The organism is Streptomyces sp. NPDC003943, assembly GCF_053605265.1.
Genome location: NZ_JBSGIW010000017.1, coordinates 1 through 17,063, shown reverse-complemented (window position 1 = coordinate 17,063; position 17,063 = coordinate 1). Strand labels below are relative to the sequence as shown.

Genomic DNA, 17,063 nt, shown 5'->3' with positions numbered 1-17,063 from the left:
ACGACGGAGGGGTACGGCATGGCGGTGGACGAGCCCGGTTGGGAAGTGGACCCGGACGACGAGTGGGGCCTGGCGGTCATCGCCACGGTGGGACGGCAGTTGAAGCTGCGGCGCGAGGCGATGGGCATGAACGCCGCCGAGTTCGGGACGACGGTCGGCTACGGCGAGGACATGATCTACAAGCTGGAGGGCGGGAGGAGGATCCCGCGCCCGGAATTCCTGGACAAGGCGGACGAGGTCCTGAGCGCGGACGGTCTGTTGAAGGCCATGAAAGAGGACGTGGCGAAGGTCCGCTACCCCAAGAAGGTCCGCGACCTGGCGAAACTCGAAGCCACGACAGCGGAGATGCACCTCTACGACCCGCTCAACATCCACGGCCTGCTCCAGACGCCCGAGTACGCGCACGGACTGCTCGCCATGCGCCGCCCGGCGTACACGAAGGACGAGGTCGAGCGGTACATGGCGGCGCGCGTGGCGCGCAAGGCGATCTTCGACCGGGATCGCTCCCGAGCTCAGCTTCGTCCTGGAGGAGTGGACGCTGCGCCGCCCGCTCGGCGGCCGTCCGATACTGCGCCGACAGCTCGAACACCTGCTGGAGATCGGCAAGATGAGGAACATCGAGCTGCATGTGATGCCCACGGACTGCGAGGAGCACGCCGGGGTGGACGGCGGGATCGAGGTGCTTAAGTTCGCGGACGGCTCTGCGGTCGGGCGCTCTCCCGTCGTCGCCAACGGGCGGCCCGTGACCGAGCCGCGCCATCTCCGTATCCTTGAACTGCGCTACGGCATCATCCGGGCTCAGGCTCTCACGCCCCGCGAGTCCGCGGTCTTCATCGAGCAACTGCTAGGAGAGACATGATCCACAACAGCTCGGCCGAGGACGTCTCTGAACTGGTGTGGTTCAAGAGCAGCTACAGCAGCGGCAGCGAGGGCGACTCCTGCGTCGAGATCGCCACCGGCCCGTCCCTGATCCACATCCGCGACTCCAAGAACCTCCCCGGCCCCCACCTCACCGTGGCCCCGACCGCCTGGGCGGGCTTCGTCTCGTACGCCGGGGGCTCGTGCTGAGGCATACCGGCGCGGCCGTCTGAAGCTGACCGCGCTGTCGAGCTCCGCACGACCCCTCGGCGACGCGGTCGGTCCTCTACCCAAGATGCTGGACGACGATCCAGTAGTCGTATTCCTCTTCAGTCACGGCGCACACCATTTTTCCGTCCAGCGACATCGCCAGGAAATCCAGCCCCTCGTCACGCTGCACGAGCCGTGGCGCGAGCTCCGTGCCGGGCGCCCACTTCACCACAGCCCAGCCGAGTGTCGATGCTCCCGTACCGGAGATGCTCAGCAGGAAGGAGCCATCATCCCTAAACAGTCCATTCCGCTCGGCGTGGAGCTGCCACTGATGGTCGACCTCCTGCAGGGCCTTCGGGTGGCTCAAGGGGACTTTAGTCGCAGGCTGAATCTCCCAATTCGCAACGCTCCGCAGTGCCTCCAGGACAGAGGGGATGTCGCGGGGTGCCGAGTCGTTCGAGACGGCGAGGCCGGTCTGGATCAAACGGCCGAGCCGAGCGGCCTTTGCCGGCTCGGCTGTGCCTAGTGTTTCCGGCATGCCCACCAGGACCGTCCCCTCGTGGATTCCGGTGAGTGGACCGCCGGACAGGTAGATTAAGGCGGAATGCGGTGGATCGAAGAATTCAACGGGCTGACGATAGCGTTCGATCCGCTCTAGGGTGAGCGATCGGGGGTGTTGACCATGTTCGATCAGGAACGCCTGCCCCATCCGGACGACTCCGCCGATGCATCGGACGACGCAGACACCTCCATAATCGTCACGTTGCTCGATCGAATGGACCTGCAATTTACCGTTGTCCCACATGGTGGCCGCCTGTCTTCCTGATTGAACGCCCGCCAGTGGCGGGGCTAATTTTTGAATTCTCCAAGGCGGCTTGAAAGTTCAGGGACGGATCCCCCGTCGCATGAAAGGACAATGCAGAGTCTGCTCAGTGTCACGCCCTCAGGTCGCTTGACAAAAGACCGCCGCTGTCCGGCGCGCCACAATGCTCTGAAAAACTCTTCTCGGGCGGTGTCGTCCTCGGATAGTGCGGCCTCGGCGGATTCGATGATCAGGATATGATGATCCGATGAAAGCCATTGGAGGTCGCGAAGGCAATCGTAGAATGCGTGCCAGTTCCAGCCGAAGTAATCGGGGAACTTCAAGGTTTCCCAAAACAGCTGGAATGTCGACGTCTCGTCGGTCATATCCCGCCCGTTTAGGCGAGCTACGTAAACTCTGCCAGTTGTGGGTAGGAGCTCATTGAGGGGCACCCCGCCGCCTGTTGTGGCGATGTGCATCCATGGGGTGATGTGAATTGACGACGTCACTTCGTTCACTGCTCCGCCCATCTTGGACTCCTGCCTACGATGTACGTCTGGTAATGGGTCGGAGTATAGTAGGCAGATCCATCACTACCGAACACCCAACGTTCTCCGCCCGGCTCTGGATTGTCTGGTGACGGGTAAGTTCCATACTCTTGATATGTGATTGGTTTGCCGGAGGGCTCGTGAGTGGGGAGTTGGTGGCCGCCCCTTCGGACATCGTTTTCGAACGGCTCGGTCTAATACTTTGGTCCGTAGAAACCAGGTCCGCCTCCATATGCGAAGTTGTATTTCTCCATGTCTCGAAGCACTTCCAGGGACTCTTCGGGAATGGAATCAGGGACCCAGCCGTGAATTTTACTAACGTCGCCAAGGGTTGTCCCCTTGGTGAATTCCTTGCACTCCGAGAGCCCCAGCGGGTCGCTCCACGTGTGCGGGTTGTGGACGTACGTCGCCGGGTTCGGGGCCGGGGCCAGGCCCAGGGGGTCCTGGGAAAGGTAGCGGCCCGGTTCGGGGTCGTAGTAGCGGAAGTAGTTGTAGTGGAGGCCGGACTCCGGGTCGAAGTACTGGCCGGGGAAGCGGAGGGGGGTGTAGGCGGTGGCGTCGCGGGTCCAGGTGGTGGTGCCCCAGAGGGTGGTGCGGGTGCGCCAGGCGAGGGTGCCGGACTCGTCGACGAGTTCCGTCGGGGTGCCGATCAGGTCGGTGACGATGGCGAAGAAGCGGGTCTGGTCGGTGTCGCGGCGGTGTTCCGTCTGGGCGAGGGGGCGCAGGCCCGCGTGGTCCCAGGTCAGGGTGAGGGTTTCGGTGGACTGCTCGCAGAGGGTGGTGCCGTCCCAGGTGAAGTGGACGGTCTCCGTGGGGGAGTGCTTGGCGACGCGGCGGCCCAGCGGGTCGTAGACGTAGCGCCATTCCGTGCCGTCGGGGGTGGTGACGGAGGTCAGGCGGTCCTCGGCGTCCCACGTGTAGTGCCAGGTGTCCGGCTTCCGGGAGAGGCGGGTCTTCTGGCGAAGGACGACGCGGCCCTGGGAGTCGTGTTCGTAGCGGACCGCGCCCGCGTGGGTGATGCGGGTGCCCGAGTAGGCGCGCGGGCCCGCCGCCTCGGTGCCCGGGCCGGGCCAGGACGCGTCGGTCTGGTTGCCGGCCTCGTCGTAGGCGTACCGCTCGGTCCACCGGTCGGCCGACACCCGCGTCACGCGGCCCGCCGCGTCGAGGTCGAAGCGGCGCGGGCCGGCCAGCTGGTCGTCGATGCCGACGAGGCCGCCGTCGGGGCGGTAGTGGTACGCCCGGTGCTGGAGGCGGCCACCCCGGCCCCTCACCTCGTGCGACGTCAGTCTCCCCACCTCGTCGAAGGTGGAGGTGAGGGACGTGAAGTCGCCCACCGCGCGGGACACTTCGCGGCCCAGCTCGTCGTGCGTGAACGTCAGCGACCGACCCGACGTCGTCAGGTCCGACCGCCTGCCCGCCGCGTCGTACGACCACGAGCTCACCGCCCCGCCCGGTGTCCTCCGGCCCGTCCTCCGGCCCACCTCGTCATAGGTGAAGGAGAGCGTTCGGTTGTTGACCGTCTCCGAGACGAGGTGCCCGTGCCGGTTCCGCAGGCGGGTCAGCGTGACATCCGGGCCCGCTGCCACGCCCAGCTCGTCGAAGATGTCGTACTCGTACGTCGTGACCGCGCCGTCCGCGTCCTTGCGGACGACCTTGCCGAGTGCGTCCCGCTCGAAGCTGACCGTCTGGCCGAGCGCGTTCGTACGGGCGGCCAGCCGACCCGCCGGGTCGTACGCGTAAGACAGCGTCCGCCCGTCGAAGTCCGTCTCCGCGACCGTGCGACCCGCCTCGTCGTACGCGTACCTCCAGGTCAGGCCCTGAGGGTTGGTGACCTGCGTCAGCTGGAGCGAGGCGTCGTGGGTGAAGGTGTGGCGCGTGCCGTCCGGGTCGGTGCGGGAGGCGAGGACGTCGAAGTCGCCGTAGGCGAAGGTGGTGGTGCCGCCGAGGGCGTCCGTGTGGGTGAGGCAGTTGCCCTCGCCGTCGTACGTCCAGGATTCAGCGGACCCGTCCGGGGCGACCCGGCGGGCCAGACGGCCCTCGGGCGTCCATTCCAGCCTCGTCCGCGTGCCCTTCGCGTCCGTGATCCGGACCGTACGGCCGAAGGCGTCGCGCTCGTAGGTCGTCGTCGCACCCAGCGGGTCCGTGACCGAGACCGGCAGGCCCGTCGCGTCCGTACGGAACCGGGTGACGGCGCCCAGCGGGTCCGTCACCGCCACCAGCCGGCCCCGGTCGTCGTACGTGAACTCCGTGCGCGCGCCCGAAGGTTCCGTCACCGACGTGCGGTTGCCGCGCTCGTCGTACGTCTGCCGGATCCTGGTCCCGTCCGCGCGCGTGACCTTCACCGGCAGGCCGAGCCCGTCGTACTCCGCCGACAGGGTCCGGCCGTCGGGGCGGGTGACGGAGGCGAGCCGTCCCTCCTCGTCGTACGCGAAGAGGGTGGTGTGCCCGAGGGGGTCGGTACGGGACAGGACGCGGCCCCGGCCGTCGTGCGTGAAGCGGGTGACGGCCCCGTCCGGGCCGGTCTCGGACGTGATCCGGGCCCGCTCGTCGACCTCGAAGCGGGTCGTGCGGCCGAGCGCGTCCGTGTACGTGGTCTCACCGCTGCCGGATTCACCGATGTTCCACGTGAAACGTCCAGCCATCACGCCGTCACGGCCCGACTGCCAGACGCAGCGGTCGCGCTCGTCGTACTCGTAGTCGTAGCGATAGCCGTTGGTGTCGGTCCACGACGTCATCCGGCCGTGCTCGTCGTAGGCGAAGAGCGTTGGCAGGCCGGTGGAGTCCGCGACGGAGGTCAGATGGCCGTCCTCGTCGTAGCCGTAGCGCCGGACCTCCTGGTCGCCCAGGTGCAGCGCGGTCACACGTGGTCCGTCGGTGGTCAGGCGGAGCCGGTAGCCGCCGTGGTGGACGACCTCCGTGGGCGCGCCCTCCGCGTCGTACCCGAAGCTGATCCAGTTGCCGTTGCGGTCGTCGAGCTGGACCAGCGTCGCTTCGTCCCCCTCGCCGACAACAGCGAAATGGCGGACGACGCCGGTCTCCGGGGCCGTGACGGTGTAGGTGTCGCCCAACGCGTCCCGGTCAAGCGTCCAGCGGCGCGTGCCGTGCGTCGGCAGCACCGGCACCCCCGGTGCCGGGTGCGGGAAGGCGAGGATGCTGCCGTCCTCGCAGAGCAGGACGACGCCCTTCGCGTCGATCTCCAGGCGCTGGTCGAGCGTGCTCGCCCAGGTGGGGCCGAACCAGCGGCCGGTGCGGTACGAGGACTCGAAGGTACGGGTGAACACCAGCGGGAACGCACCCGGCAGCGAGAGGTCGGTCTGCGGGAGGATCATCCGGCCGGTGGCCACGTCGACCGGATCGCTCGCGCATCTCCGCTCCGTGCTCGCCTGGCTCCTGCCTTCCGGTTCCTTCGCGTGCTGGGCCGACGCCGTGCCCTTCCCGCCCGGCTTCAGCTCCTCCAGGCGCTCCGCCTGCTTCAGCCGCGTCAGAGATTTCAGCCCGCCCAGGCCCTTCGTCCCGATCAGCTCCGGCAGCAGTCGGCCGAAGAACTCGCTCGGGTCGCTCTTCAACGCCTCCCACGAGTTCTTCAGCGCCCGGTCCGGGTGCGCGGCCGTCGACGCGATCCCGGCCAGCGTCATGCTGACGTTCTCGTAGTAGGCGGCCGGGTGCGTGATGTTGTACGAGTCCAGGGGGTTGACCGAGCGGACGAAGTTGGAGAGGCCGACGACGCCCTTCACCGCGCCGCCCGTGACGTGCAGCAGCTCCGTGCCCTGGCCCACGGCGTAGTCCATGGCGTCGAGGCGAAGCCGGTCCGCGGCCGACGGCTCGGCCGGGGCGTGGGCGAGGGCGGCGGAGACCGCGCCCTTCGCCCGTTCGGCGGCCTCGTCGCGCTGGCGGCGAGCATCCGCGAGGATCTCGCGGGCGCGGGCGCGCTGGGCCTCGCCGGGGTCGGTGAACTCGCCGGGCTTCGGCAACGGGTTCTCGCCGGTACGGGCCGCGTTGTAGGCGTCGACCTTCTTGTTGTACGCGTCGACGGCCGCCCTGGAGGTGGCCTCGCCCTGCTGGTGGAGCTCGATCGCCTCGCGCGCCTTGCCCTGCGCCCAGGTCACCGTGTGCGCGTACGTCTCCAGGGCGCCGGCCGCTGCGCCGAAGGCGTCCGCCGCGCGCAGCCAGTCCGGCGGCAGCGCCCGGAACTTCTCCTGGAAGGCCCGGGCGGCCTCGCCCTTCCAGCGGTCGGTCGCCTCCAGGCCCTTGAGGCCGTTGCCGACGCTGTCGAAGGCGGACTGGAAGTCGCGGAGGTTGGTCACCGCGGCCGTGATGTCGCCGGTCTTGCCGTGGATCAGCTCGTCCGGCTCGTCGGTCTGGCCGAGCTGCGCCTCACCGACCTCCGCCCCGAGCCACGACGCGGCCCCGTCACCCCAGTCCTCGACCTTGTCCGCCCAGCCGTCGGCGCCCACCTGCTCCAGGCCCCAGCCGGCCGCGTCGGTCGCCTTGTCGACGCCCTCGCCGACCTTCCGCTTGCCCCAGTCGATGCCGTCGCCGACGATGTCGGCACCCTTGTCGAACAGTTCCCCCCAGCCGGCCACGGCTCAGCGATCCCCCCAGTTCGGCTCCTGCGCCCGGCGGACCGTTTCCTCCGTGGGCTCCAGCTGCTCACGCATCCGCGCGTCCACCCGCTCCCGCGCCTCGGGATCCAGCAGCCCCGCGTTCCGCGCGGAGTCGAAGACCCCGTCCCCGACGTCGTACGTGGTGTCCCGCCAGGTCTGCTCGACCCGGCCCTGGGCGTCGCGGAACGACTCCGGGCTCCAGTCGGCGCCGTCGTACGGCGACTGGTTGCGTATCTCGGCCCAGCTCTTCTCCTTGACCTCGTCCTCGGAGAGGTGCGGGTTGCCGTTGACCGCGTTCGTGACGATCTTGAACGTGCCCTTGATGTACTCCTCCTGCTCGGCGAACGCCCCGGCGGTCAGCCCCAGTGACGCCGCGAACACGTTTGCCTTCTGCATGAGGTCCCGCACGCCCCAGCCCCACCGTTCGCAGAACGTCTCGAACTGCTCGGCGAGGCCCTGGTGGCCCAGCTGTACGCCGGTCAGCGCGAGCCGCTCGAAACCGCGGCCGGTGATCGCCTGCTGTCCGATCGACAGGTCCTTCAGCTCGCCGTGCGCCTTGTCGATGCCCTGGGCGATCAGCTTCAGCGCCTCGCCGGACGCCTTCAGATCAGGATCCGTCATCGGGTCACCGCCGTCTCCGGCACGACACCCTCGACCGGCGGGAACAGCATCCCGTCCTCGCTCCCCGCGTCCAGCGCCACCCCGGCCGGGACGCCCGCCTTCGCCAGCGTCGGCACGAGGACGTCGAGCAGCCGGGCCCCGAGGATCGTCCGGTACTCCCACTCGCGGGCCGCTTCCTGCTGTGCGTACGCGAAGCGTGCCAGCGCCGGCTCGTCCGAGAACGCGCAGATCCAGCGCACCCCGCCCTGCTCGGCGGTCCAAGGGCTCCCGTACGGATCGACGGGCACGAGCACCGCCGTACGCCGGAACTCGCCCAGCAGCACCGCGAACTCGCGGCGCGGGTCCGTCGTGGTCTCCGCCACCTGCATGCGCGTCTCCCCCTGCTCGCCCATGGAGCCGCGATGCTCGCAGGAGTGGGTTTCCGGATGCAATGGAGAAACGCTTCTTCTGTCAGGTTGGTCCGGATATGGCGAAGGCCGCCGTCCCCGTGTGGGGCGGCGGCCTTCGTGGCGTACGGAAGAGCGGAGCGTCAGTCCTTCTTCGGGTCCTCCAGGCGCGGGAAGAGGACCGCGCCCTTCGTCACCGTGGCGCCGGCCGGGAGGAGGCCCCAGGTGGCGGCGTCCTGGACCGGCTGGGCGGCGAGGGCGCCCAGGGCCGGCTCGGCGCCCAGGGAGTCCCAGAGCTTCTGGGAGGTCTCGGGCATGATCGGGTTCAGGAGGACGGCGACGGCGCGGAGGGACTCTGCTGCCGTGTAGAGGATCGTCGCCAGGCGGGCGCGGCCCTCCTCCGACTCGTCCTTCGCGACCTTCCAGGGCTCCTGCTCGGTGATGTAGCCGTTGACCTGCTTCACGAAGTCGAAGATCGCCAGGATGCCGCCCTGGAAGTCCAGCTCCTCGCCGATCTTCTCGTCCGCGGCGGCCACGGCCTTCGCCAGGCCCTCCTGGACCGCCTTCTCCGCGTCGCCGTCGGCCGTCGACGCCGGCAGCTCGCCGCCGAAGTACTTGCCGACCATCGCCGCCACGCGCGAGGCGAGGTTGCCGTAGTCGTTGGCCAGCTCGGAGGTGTAGCGGGCGGAGAAGTCCTCCCACGAGAACGAGCCGTCGCTGCCGAACGCGATCGCGCGCAGGAAGTACCAGCGGTACGCGTCCACGCCGAAGTGCGAGGTCAGGTCCTGCGGCTTGATGCCGGTCAGGTTCGACTTCGACATCTTCTCGCCGCCGACCATCAGCCAGCCGTTGGCAGCCACCCGGCCCGGGACCGGCAGGCCCTGCGCCATCAGCATCGCCGGCCAGATCACCGCGTGGAAGCGCAGGATGTCCTTGCCGACGATGTGGGTGTCGGCCGGGAAGGTCTCGTCGAACTTCGCCGGGTTCTCGTTGTAGCCGACCGCCGTCGCGTAGTTCAGGAGCGCGTCGACCCACACGTAGATGACGTGCTTGTCGTCCCACGGGATCGGGATGCCCCAGTCGAAGGTCGAGCGGGAGATCGACAGGTCCTGCAGGCCCTGCTTGACGAAGTTCACGACCTCGTTGCGGGCCGACTCCGGCTGGATGAAGCCCGGGTTCGCCTCGTAGAACTCGAGCAGCTTCGGACCGTACTCGCTCAGCTTGAAGAAGTAGTTCTCCTCCTTGAGGATCTCCACCGGCCTCTTGTGGACGGCGCACAGCTTCGTGCCGTCCTCGGCCTCGATGAGATCGCCCGGGAGCTTGTACTCCTCGCAGCCCACGCAGTACGGGCCCTCGTAGCCGCCCTTGTAGATCTCGCCCTTGTCGTACAGGTCCTGCACGAACTCCTGGACGCGGTCGGTGTGACGCTTCTGGGTGGTGCGGATGAAGTCGTCGTTCGCGATGTTCAGGTGCTCCCAGAGGGGCTTCCACGCCTCCTCGACGAGCTTGTCGCACCACTCCTGGGGCGTGACGTTGTTCGCCTCCGCGGTGCGCATGATCTTCTGACCGTGCTCGTCCGTGCCGGTGAGGTACCACACCTTCTCACCGCGCTGGCGGTGCCAGCGGGTGAGCACGTCGCCTGCGACGGTCGTGTAGGCGTGGCCCAGGTGAGGAGCGTCGTTGACGTAGTAGATGGGGGTCGTGACGTAGAACGCCTTCGAGCCCTGCTTCTCGGATCCAGTGGCCGCCATGGTGCGAATTTTAACGGCCGGGGCGAGTCCCTCTCACACGGATAAACGGCGGGAGGCCGGGGGCGGAGGGTGACGTTCCCCTCGGCCCCCGGCCTCCCCGGCCTCTCCGGGCCTTCCTGGCTATGCGGTCGTCAGAGCGACCAGTCGGCGAGCAGGGCGCCGTAGAACGCGGCGTGCGGCGTCTCGACCGGCGTCGGGCCGGCGAAGTGCACAGCCGTACGAGGGGTGGCGAGCTTACGGAGGTAGTCGAACGCCTTCGTCTCCTCCTCGCCCCACACCGTGAACCGCCAGTGCGTCGCGTACGGCCGGTCCGCCGCGTCCGTCAGCGCCTGGGTCGCCGGCGTCTTCGCGTCCGGCGCGCCGTCCGTCTGGAACACGACGAGCGCCGGGCGGGACGGGTCCTCGCTCTTCTCGTGGAGCGCGAGGACCTCCTCGATCGCGCGGTCGTAGTTGGTGCGGCCCATCCGGGGCAGCGTCGCGTTGATCTCCTCGACCCGGGTGGGGGTGAGGTCCGCGGGACGGAGGACGGCGGTGCCGTCGATCTCCGTCGAGAAGAACACGGTGGTGACGGCGGCGTCCTCGTCGAGGTGCGCGGCGAGGGCCACGGTCTGCTCGGCCAGGCGCTGGACCGACCCGTCCTTGAAGTACGTCCGCATCGACCCGGACCGGTCGACCACGAGGTAGACGGCGGCCCGCGCCCCGGTCAGCCCCTGCTTCTTGAGGACCGCGCCGGCGGCCTTGTAGGCGTCGACGAGCTGGGGCGCGGCCGCCTTGACGCGGGCGAGGGAGAGGGCGGGGGCGTCGGCGGCGGGCGCCTCTGCGGCCGGGGTCTCGGCGACGGCGGGGGCGTCCGCCGGGGTCTCGGTCTCCGGCTGCGCGGGGGCCGTGTCGTCGCCCGCAGCGGCGACGAGCTCGGTCTCCGGCTGCGCGGGGGCCTCGGCCGGGGTGGTGACCGGCTCGTCGGCTGCCGCGACGGGGGCCTCCGCCTGGGGTTCGTCGGCTGCCGCGGCGAGGGTTTCCGCCTGGGGTTCGTCGGCTGCCGCGGCGAGGGTCTCCGTCTGCGGCTCGTCAGCTGCCGCGACCGGGGTTTCCGCCTGCGGCTCGTCGGCTGCCGCGACGACGGCCTCCGCCTGCGGCTCGGTGGGCTCCTCCGACGCGGGGACGTCGGCGGTCGCCTCGGCGTCGGCGGCCGGCGGCTCCTCAGCGGGCGTGTCCTCGGTCGCGACGGTGTCCGTCGCGGTGGTCTCGTCGCTCGGCGCGGCGACCGGCTCGGCCTCCGGACCGGTGACGGGTTCCGCGACAGCGGTGGTGTCGGACTCGGCGGTCGCCTCGGCGTCGGCCTCATCCGTGACGTCGGCCGTCGGCTCGGCGGCGGGGGCCTCCGCGTCAGCGGCGACGGCCGGCTCGGCGTCAGCCTCGGCGACGGTCTCCGACTCCGGCTCCGGCTCCGATGCGTTCGCCTCGATGGCGTCCGCAGTCGCCTCCGCGTCCGACTCGACAGCCGTCGGCTCCGCGGTCGCCTCGGCGTCGGCCTCATCCGTGGCCTCGGCCGTCGGCTCTGCCTCCGCCTCGACGGCCGCGTCCGACTCGGCAACGGCCGCCCCCGGCTCCGTACCCGCCTGCTCCGGCTCCGTCTCCGTCTCCGGCTCCGTGTCGGTCTCCGCCTCGGCCGCGGTCTCCGCCACCCGCGCCTCCGCCTCAGCCTCCGCCTCCGCCGCGACGGCCGCCTCGGCTTCCTCGTCGGCCTCCGCCTCAGCCTTGGCATCCTCCTCCGGCTCAGCCGTGACGCTCGCCTCCGCCTCCGCCTCGGCCTCCTCCTCCGCAGCCGCTTCCGCGCCCGCGCCCGCCTTCCGCGCCTGCGGGATCTGCGGGTTGTCGAACGCCGCCGCGACCAGGTCCTCGGCCGCGCGCTCGGCCGCCGACTGGGCCGGGAGCACCGGCTCCGCAGCCGCAGCAGTAGCAGTAGCCGTAGCCGCAGCCGAAGTCGCCACCTCGGCGGCCACCTGCTCCGCGGGCTCCGCCGCCTCCGACGCCTCCGCCGTCTCCGGCGCGGTGGCCTGGGCCGGGACCGAGGCGGTCGCGGTCGGGGGTTCGAGGGTGGTCGCGGTCGTCGTGCGGTCGCGGCCGAAAACCTTGCGCAGCAAGCTCCGGATACCCATGGGCGAACCCCTTCACATGAGTTGGGTTGGGTTGGGTGCGGTATGTGTCCTTCATCCCTGGCCAGGGCGGACACGTAAGGTTAGCGGCCGCCCTCTCCGGCCCCTACGACCCGGGCGGCCCCTGTCGCCCAGTGTTCATCAGCCCGCCCCCGGGCCGGTTCCCTGGCCGGTTCCGGACCCCACCCCGAGGCCCTCACGGAAGCGGACGAACTGCTCGGCCGGCTCCCCCGTGTACACCCAGGGCACCCACGCCGCCCGCGCCCCGAGCAGGCCGAGCAGCTCCCGGGCCACCTCCACCTGGCCCGCGTAACAGGCGGCGTGCGCGAGGTAGTTGAGTTCGGCGACCTCTTCCGGGGCGACGGGCACGCCGTCGCCCCGGCCGCCGATCCAGCGGGCGTGGGTCCTGCGCAGCTCCGTGACCGCCAGCTCGTGCTTCCAGTGCTGGTCGAAGCCGCGGACGGGACCGCGGCCGAGGGCGCCGTCGGCGATGTAGCGGTACTCCTCGACGCGGGCGATCTGGACGAGGACGGGGAGCGGGGAGCCGGGCGGGGCGACGCCGGCGGCGTCGCGGGCGAAGTCGTACATGGCGCCGTGGGTGCCGTGCCAGCGGGCGGACCAGTAGCGCAGCACCTGGGTGTGGCCTTCGAGGTTGTACGGGTCGCGGCGGCGCAGTTCGTCGAACCAGCGGCGCAGCTCGCGGCGCGGCACCCCGCCCTCGTACAGCCGGGCGACGGAGAGCAGCGACACCCAGGGCATGGGGTCGGGCGGCGCGGCCTCGGCGGCCGCCAGGCAGGTGTCGACGGCGGCGTCGATGCGGCCGCGGTCGACGGTGGCGCCGCGGCCCGCGGCGATGGCGGTGTCGAAGACGCGGACGACCTCGGTGGCGGCGCGCAGCACGGCCGCGTCCGGGTTGCCCGCCTCGGCGGCCCGCCAGGTCTCGACGGTGGAGCTGCCGGCCGCGGCGTGGGAGAGCAGCCGGAGCCGGTGGGTGCGGCGGGCCCAGTCGTCGCCGGTGGCGGCGAGCAGGTCGCGGACGCCCTGCCAGCGCCCGATGACCATGTCGTGCCGGGCCTCGGTGAGCGCCCGGTCGCCGAAGTCCGGGTCGAAGTCCGGTACGAACCCCCGGCTCTGCCGGGCCGAGCGGCGGCGCAGAGCGGCCATCCCGGTACCCCCTCTCGAACGAAGACCGACAGGCCGTCAGAAGTCGGTGGCGAGTGACTCGTCCGCGCGGCGGGCGCGCGGCGAGTGCGGGGACGTGAACGCCTCGGCGGCGGCGAGGGCGGCGCCCGCGTCGAGCCGGGCCGGGCGGAAGAAGGCACTGCCCTTCCGCCGGTACACGAGCAGCGGTACGACTCCGGCGGCGAGCCCGCCGAGCCCGATGACGAGCGCGCTCACGGAGAGTTCGCTGAGCGACTCGACGAACGCCCACATCATGAACGCGGAGCCGAGCAGCGGCCACAGCCCGCCCAGGACGAAGTCCTTCACGGAGGCGAGCAGCAGCTTCTTGTACGCGAGGACGGCGGCGATGCCGGCGAGCGCGTAGTAGAACGCGATCTGGAGGCCGATCGCCTTCACCGCGTCGCCGAGCACCTCCTGCACCGAGTCGGCGGCGGCCGAGGTGGCGAAGAGGAAGAGCGCGGCGCCGCCGACGGTGAGCACGGCGACCCACGGCGTGTTCCAGCGGCGGTGCACGCGTCCGAGCGCGGCCGGCAGGGTGCGGTCACGGCCCATCGCGAAGAGCGTGCGGGTGACCTGGATGAGGGTGGTCTCCAGGGTGGCGACGGTCGACAGGAGCACGGCCAGGATCAGCATCTTGCCGCCGACGCCGGGCCAGATCTCCTCGCCGAGGACGGCGAGGACGTTCGCGCCGCCCTTCTCGATCTGCTCGGAGGTCAGCAGCACGTTGACGGCGACGGTGTACGCCACGAAGAGGAGGAAGACCGTGCCGATGCCGACGAGCGCGGAGAGGCCCGCCGTGCGGCGGCTGTCCCGCGTCTCCTCGCTGAGGTTGCTGGTGACGTCCCAGCCCCAGTAGTAGTACGCGGCGATCAGCGCGCCCGACGCGAAGCCGGAGGCGCCGCCGAAGTGGCCGAGGCCGAACCACGACCAGTCGAAGGCGGTGGCGTGCCCGTGGTGGGCCAGCGCGCCGAGGATGAAGACGATCAGGATCGCCGTCTCGACGCCGGAGAGCACCAGCTGTGCCCGTACGGTCAGCCGGGCCCCGCCGAGGACGACGAGCAGCATCATCAGGAACCAGCCGGCGCCGACGGCGGTCGAGAGCGCGGTGTTGTCGGCGTACCGCGGTGCGAGCAGGGAGAGCGTGAGGGTGCCGGCGGGCAGCGAGCCCGCGACCATGAAGACGGTCGCGGCGAACACCAGCGCCCAGCCGGAGAGGAAGCCGAGGCACGGGTGGAGGGTGCGGCCCACCCAGGAGTAGGCGGCGCCCGCGTTGACGTCGATCCGGCCGAGGCGGGCGTACGCGAGGACGATTCCGAGCATCGGTATCGCGCAGTAGAGCAGTGAGGCGGGTCCGGCGAGGCCGACCGCGCCGAAGAGCACGGCGGTCGTCGCGGCGAGCGAGTACGCGGGGGCACTGCCGGCCACGGCCATCGTGATGGTGTCGAACATGCCGAGGGCGTTGGGCTGGAGACCTCGGCCCGGGCCTTTGCCGGGACCTCTGCCAGATGGTGTGCGCATGCGGTTCGTCCTCGGGGCGCGTGGGGGGGGAGGGGGACGGGAGGGGAACGAGAGCGGAGCGGGAGGGGAACGGAAGGGGGCGGAAGGGGAACGGGGGGAGGGGAGCGGTGGGAGGGGACGCAGGGCGAAGTGACCGTGCCACGGAGTCGTTTGGGGGGAGGCTTGTGGCCGGAAAGGGTCGTGGATCACGATGAATTCGAGCGCATCGTAGTCGTACCTGTGAGTTTCGGTAACGGCGGTGGGAGGGTTCGGTTCCGCAACCGCCGGTAAGGGCTTCCGTACGCCCCTTTGGTCGCGTTTATTTACCGGGCGCGGCTATTCACGCGCGCCGGGCGTCGCGATGGCGCGGGCCGCCCGTACCTCCTGGCGCAGCGGTTCGAGCGCCCCGTCCTCGTCTCCGCCGAGGTCCGCCCGCACCTCCTCCAGGACCGCGCTGGACCGCAGTCCGTCCGCCAGCTCCCGCAACTGCCGTTCCACGGCGGCGACCTCGGCCGGATCGGGCGCGGGCGCGCCGTGGTCGACGCGGATCCGGGCGGCCGTCGTCGCGTCCACGATCCGCTCCACGGCGATGGCCAGCGGCCACCAGGCGGCAGCCAGGTCACCGGCCGGCGGCGGTTCGGTCAGCGCGCGCTGGAACTCTGAGCGCACGGACGACATGTCCCGGTACAGCTTGCGGCGGGCCCGGTGCCGGGCCGCCGTGTCGTCCCTGTCCCCGTCCCTGTCCCCGGCCGTGTCCACGAACGCCAGGTGCACGTACGAGGCCGTGTCCGCGACCGCGTCCGCGAGCCGGTCGGCGACCCGGGTGTGCCAGGACTCCGGCCACAGCAGATAGCCGGCGACGAGCGCGATGCCGCAGCCGATGAGCGAGTCGTAGAGGCGGGGCAGGACGAGGTGGAAGCCCTGGCGGTTGAGCAGGTCGGAGAGGAGCAGGATGACCGGGGTGATGGCCGCGGTCTGGAAGGCGTACCCCTTCGCCGAGAACGCCGGGATCAGCGCCGCGAGCACCATCATCACCGGCACGTCCCACCACCCGCGCGGCACGGCCGCGAGCACCGGCGCGGCGATCAGCAGCCCGCCCGCGGTGCCGAGCGCGCGCAGCACCGCCCGCGAGAAGACCGAGCCGAAGTCGGGCTTCATGACGAAGGTGACGGTGAGCGCGACCCAGTACGAGCGCGGTACGGCGACCAGCGAGACGAGCGCCTGCGCGAGCCCGATGCACAGCGCGAGGCGCAGCCCGTAGCGCCATGACGCCCCGGACAGCAGCACCCCGCGTGCGGCGCGCCGCACCCGTACCCGCAGGGCGGCGGGGCGGCCGAGCCGGTCGTCCACGTTGTACGGGCGGGGCTCGGCCTGGTGCACGACGGTGGCGGCGTGCCGTACGGCGGCGTCCACGGCCTTCTCGGAGGGGCGGCGGGCCTCGGGCAGGTCGGGCAGGTCGGGCAGGTCCAGGGGCGGCGCGTGCTTCCGCGGTGCCGCGGCCTCGACGGCGTCGGCCAGCGCCCGTACCGCCGCCGGGATCTCCGGCGCCAGCGGGCGGCGGAAGCGGCGGGCCGCGAAGTGGGCGGCGGGCGCGGCCTCCAGGATCGGGATGACGGCGTTCAGCTGGGAGAGCAGCCGTACGAGGGTGGGCGCGCGGCCGTGCTGGCGGGCGCGGCGGGCGAGCACGAGGTCGTACGACTGGTTCAGCGAGGCGGTCACCGCCTGCCGCTTCTCGTCGTACGCCTTGCTGCCGGCCGCCTCCAGGAGCTCGGCGATCGCCCGGTACGTGCCGGCCACCGCCGCCCGCTCCGGCTGCCCGCCGCGGAACGGCCAGCCGAGGAGCGTCAGGACGAGGACGACGACCCCGCCGAGGAGGAGCAGCAGCGGGGCCTTCCACCAGGGGTCGGGGAGGGGCAGGCCGGCGCCGACGACCGCGTTGAGCAGCAGGAGCAGTCCGGAGACGGAGGCGACCGCGCCGATCGACGAGATCATTCCGGACACGAGGGCGACGAGCGTGAGCGCGGCGACCGCCGGCCAGCCCTGGCCGTACACGAGGGTGCCGAGGGTGACGCCGAGCGCGCCGAACAGCTGCGGGACGGCGATGTTGAAGACCCGCATGCGGTAGGCGTCCGCCGTGTCGCCGATGACGCCGGACAGGGCGCCCATCGACACGAGCGCGCCGTAGGCGGTGTGGCCGGTGGCCATCCCGACGGCGAGGGGCGCGGCGAGCGCGACGGCGGCGCGGAGGACGGCGGCCCACGGCACGGGGGTGGGCTGCGGGCGCAGCCCGGCGGTCAGCCAGGCGGGTGGTGCGAGCCGTGCGGTTGTGCCCATGCGGCCAACCTACGACGGGGGCGGGGGCGGGGGCGGGGGCGGGGGCGGGGGCGCCGGGCCGGCCGGGTCCGCGGACGGTCGCGCTGCGCGCGGACACCGACGCGCTGCCCGTGC

General features: G+C 71.2%; 11 protein-coding genes and 1 pseudogene. 2 read left to right on the top strand and 10 right to left on the bottom strand.

Translation table 11 applies throughout. The features are described from left to right. Positions 1-18 precede the first annotated feature (18 nt). Together ACWEV0_RS10205 and ACWEV0_RS10200 are read left to right on the top strand one after the other, a co-directional pair. Positions 19-859, top strand: a pseudogene (locus tag ACWEV0_RS10205) (helix-turn-helix domain-containing protein). Beyond that, entirely contained in the window at positions 856-1,068 is a 213-nt protein-coding gene (locus ACWEV0_RS10200) for a DUF397 domain-containing protein (RefSeq protein ID WP_453148151.1), read from the top strand. The pseudogene ACWEV0_RS10205 and the gene ACWEV0_RS10200 overlap by 4 nt, the downstream one beginning before the upstream one ends. 76 nt (positions 1,069-1,144) lie before the next feature. Here ACWEV0_RS10200 and ACWEV0_RS10195 read toward each other — a convergent pair whose 3' ends face one another. From ACWEV0_RS10195 to ACWEV0_RS10150, 10 genes are all read right to left on the bottom strand, one after another. Further along, on the bottom strand, positions 1,145-1,873 hold the full coding sequence (locus ACWEV0_RS10195) for a hypothetical protein (RefSeq protein WP_453148150.1): 729 nt from the start codon (positions 1,871-1,873) through the stop codon (positions 1,145-1,147). A gap of 44 nt (positions 1,874-1,917) precedes the next feature. Beyond that, positions 1,918-2,349 carry a barstar family protein gene (locus tag ACWEV0_RS10190; protein WP_453148288.1) on the bottom strand — a complete coding sequence of 144 codons (432 nt, stop codon included), beginning with the start codon at positions 2,347-2,349 and terminating at the stop codon, positions 1,918-1,920. 263 nt (positions 2,350-2,612) lie between these two features. Further along, on the bottom strand, positions 2,613-7,001 hold the full coding sequence (locus ACWEV0_RS10185; protein ID WP_453148148.1) for a putative T7SS-secreted protein: 4,389 nt from the start codon (positions 6,999-7,001) through the stop codon (positions 2,613-2,615). 3 nt (positions 7,002-7,004) lie between these two features. Then, positions 7,005-7,643 (bottom strand): hypothetical protein, encoded by a 639-nt coding sequence (locus ACWEV0_RS10180; RefSeq protein ID WP_453148146.1) that lies wholly within the window; start codon positions 7,641-7,643, stop codon positions 7,005-7,007. Next, complete coding sequence (locus ACWEV0_RS10175; protein WP_453148144.1) at positions 7,640-8,035, bottom strand: SseB family protein; 396 nt, start codon at positions 8,033-8,035, stop codon at positions 7,640-7,642. The genes ACWEV0_RS10180 and ACWEV0_RS10175 overlap by 4 nt, the downstream gene beginning before the upstream one ends. Positions 8,036-8,172: 137 nt before the next feature. After that, on the bottom strand, positions 8,173-9,780 hold the full coding sequence (metG, locus tag ACWEV0_RS10170; protein WP_453148142.1) for a methionine--tRNA ligase: 1,608 nt from the start codon (positions 9,778-9,780) through the stop codon (positions 8,173-8,175). A 131-nt stretch (positions 9,781-9,911) separates the two neighbouring features. Beyond that, the gene (locus tag ACWEV0_RS10165) at positions 9,912-11,939 is read right to left on the bottom strand and encodes a VWA domain-containing protein (RefSeq protein ID WP_453148140.1); all 2,028 of its coding nucleotides are present in this window, start codon (positions 11,937-11,939) and stop codon (positions 9,912-9,914) included. Positions 11,940-12,077: 138 nt separating this feature from the next. After that, the gene (locus ACWEV0_RS10160) at positions 12,078-13,100 is read right to left on the bottom strand and encodes a hypothetical protein (RefSeq protein WP_453148138.1); all 1,023 of its coding nucleotides are present in this window, start codon (positions 13,098-13,100) and stop codon (positions 12,078-12,080) included. Positions 13,101-13,136: 36 nt separating this feature from the next. After that, positions 13,137-14,567, bottom strand: coding sequence for an APC family permease (locus tag ACWEV0_RS10155; protein ID WP_453148136.1), 1,431 nt, complete (start codon positions 14,565-14,567; stop codon positions 13,137-13,139). A 384-nt stretch (positions 14,568-14,951) separates the two neighbouring features. Beyond that, positions 14,952-16,949 carry an FUSC family protein gene (locus ACWEV0_RS10150; RefSeq protein ID WP_453148134.1) on the bottom strand — a complete coding sequence of 666 codons (1,998 nt, stop codon included), beginning with the start codon at positions 16,947-16,949 and terminating at the stop codon, positions 14,952-14,954. Between the last annotated feature and the right edge of the window lie 114 nt (positions 16,950-17,063).

Bases quoted from the DNA above. Each gene is read 5' to 3' on its own strand.
- ACWEV0_RS10200 (WP_453148151.1), top strand. From the start codon at position 856: ATGATCCACAACAGCTCGGCCGAGGACGTCTCTGAACTGGTGTGGTTC.
- ACWEV0_RS10195 (WP_453148150.1), bottom strand. From the start codon at position 1,873: ATGTGGGACAACGGTAAATTGCAGGTCCATTCGATCGAGCAACGTGAC.
- ACWEV0_RS10190 (WP_453148288.1), bottom strand. From the start codon at position 2,349: ATGCACATCGCCACAACAGGCGGCGGGGTGCCCCTCAATGAGCTCCTA.
- ACWEV0_RS10180 (WP_453148146.1), bottom strand. From the start codon at position 7,643: ATGACGGATCCTGATCTGAAGGCGTCCGGCGAGGCGCTGAAGCTGATC.
- ACWEV0_RS10175 (WP_453148144.1), bottom strand. From the start codon at position 8,035: ATGGGCGAGCAGGGGGAGACGCGCATGCAGGTGGCGGAGACCACGACG.
- metG (WP_453148142.1), bottom strand. From the start codon at position 9,780: ATGGCGGCCACTGGATCCGAGAAGCAGGGCTCGAAGGCGTTCTACGTC.
- ACWEV0_RS10165 (WP_453148140.1), bottom strand. From the start codon at position 11,939: ATGGGTATCCGGAGCTTGCTGCGCAAGGTTTTCGGCCGCGACCGCACG.
- ACWEV0_RS10160 (WP_453148138.1), bottom strand. From the start codon at position 13,100: ATGGCCGCTCTGCGCCGCCGCTCGGCCCGGCAGAGCCGGGGGTTCGTA.
- ACWEV0_RS10155 (WP_453148136.1), bottom strand. From the start codon at position 14,567: ATGTTCGACACCATCACGATGGCCGTGGCCGGCAGTGCCCCCGCGTAC.
- ACWEV0_RS10150 (WP_453148134.1), bottom strand. From the start codon at position 16,949: ATGGGCACAACCGCACGGCTCGCACCACCCGCCTGGCTGACCGCCGGG.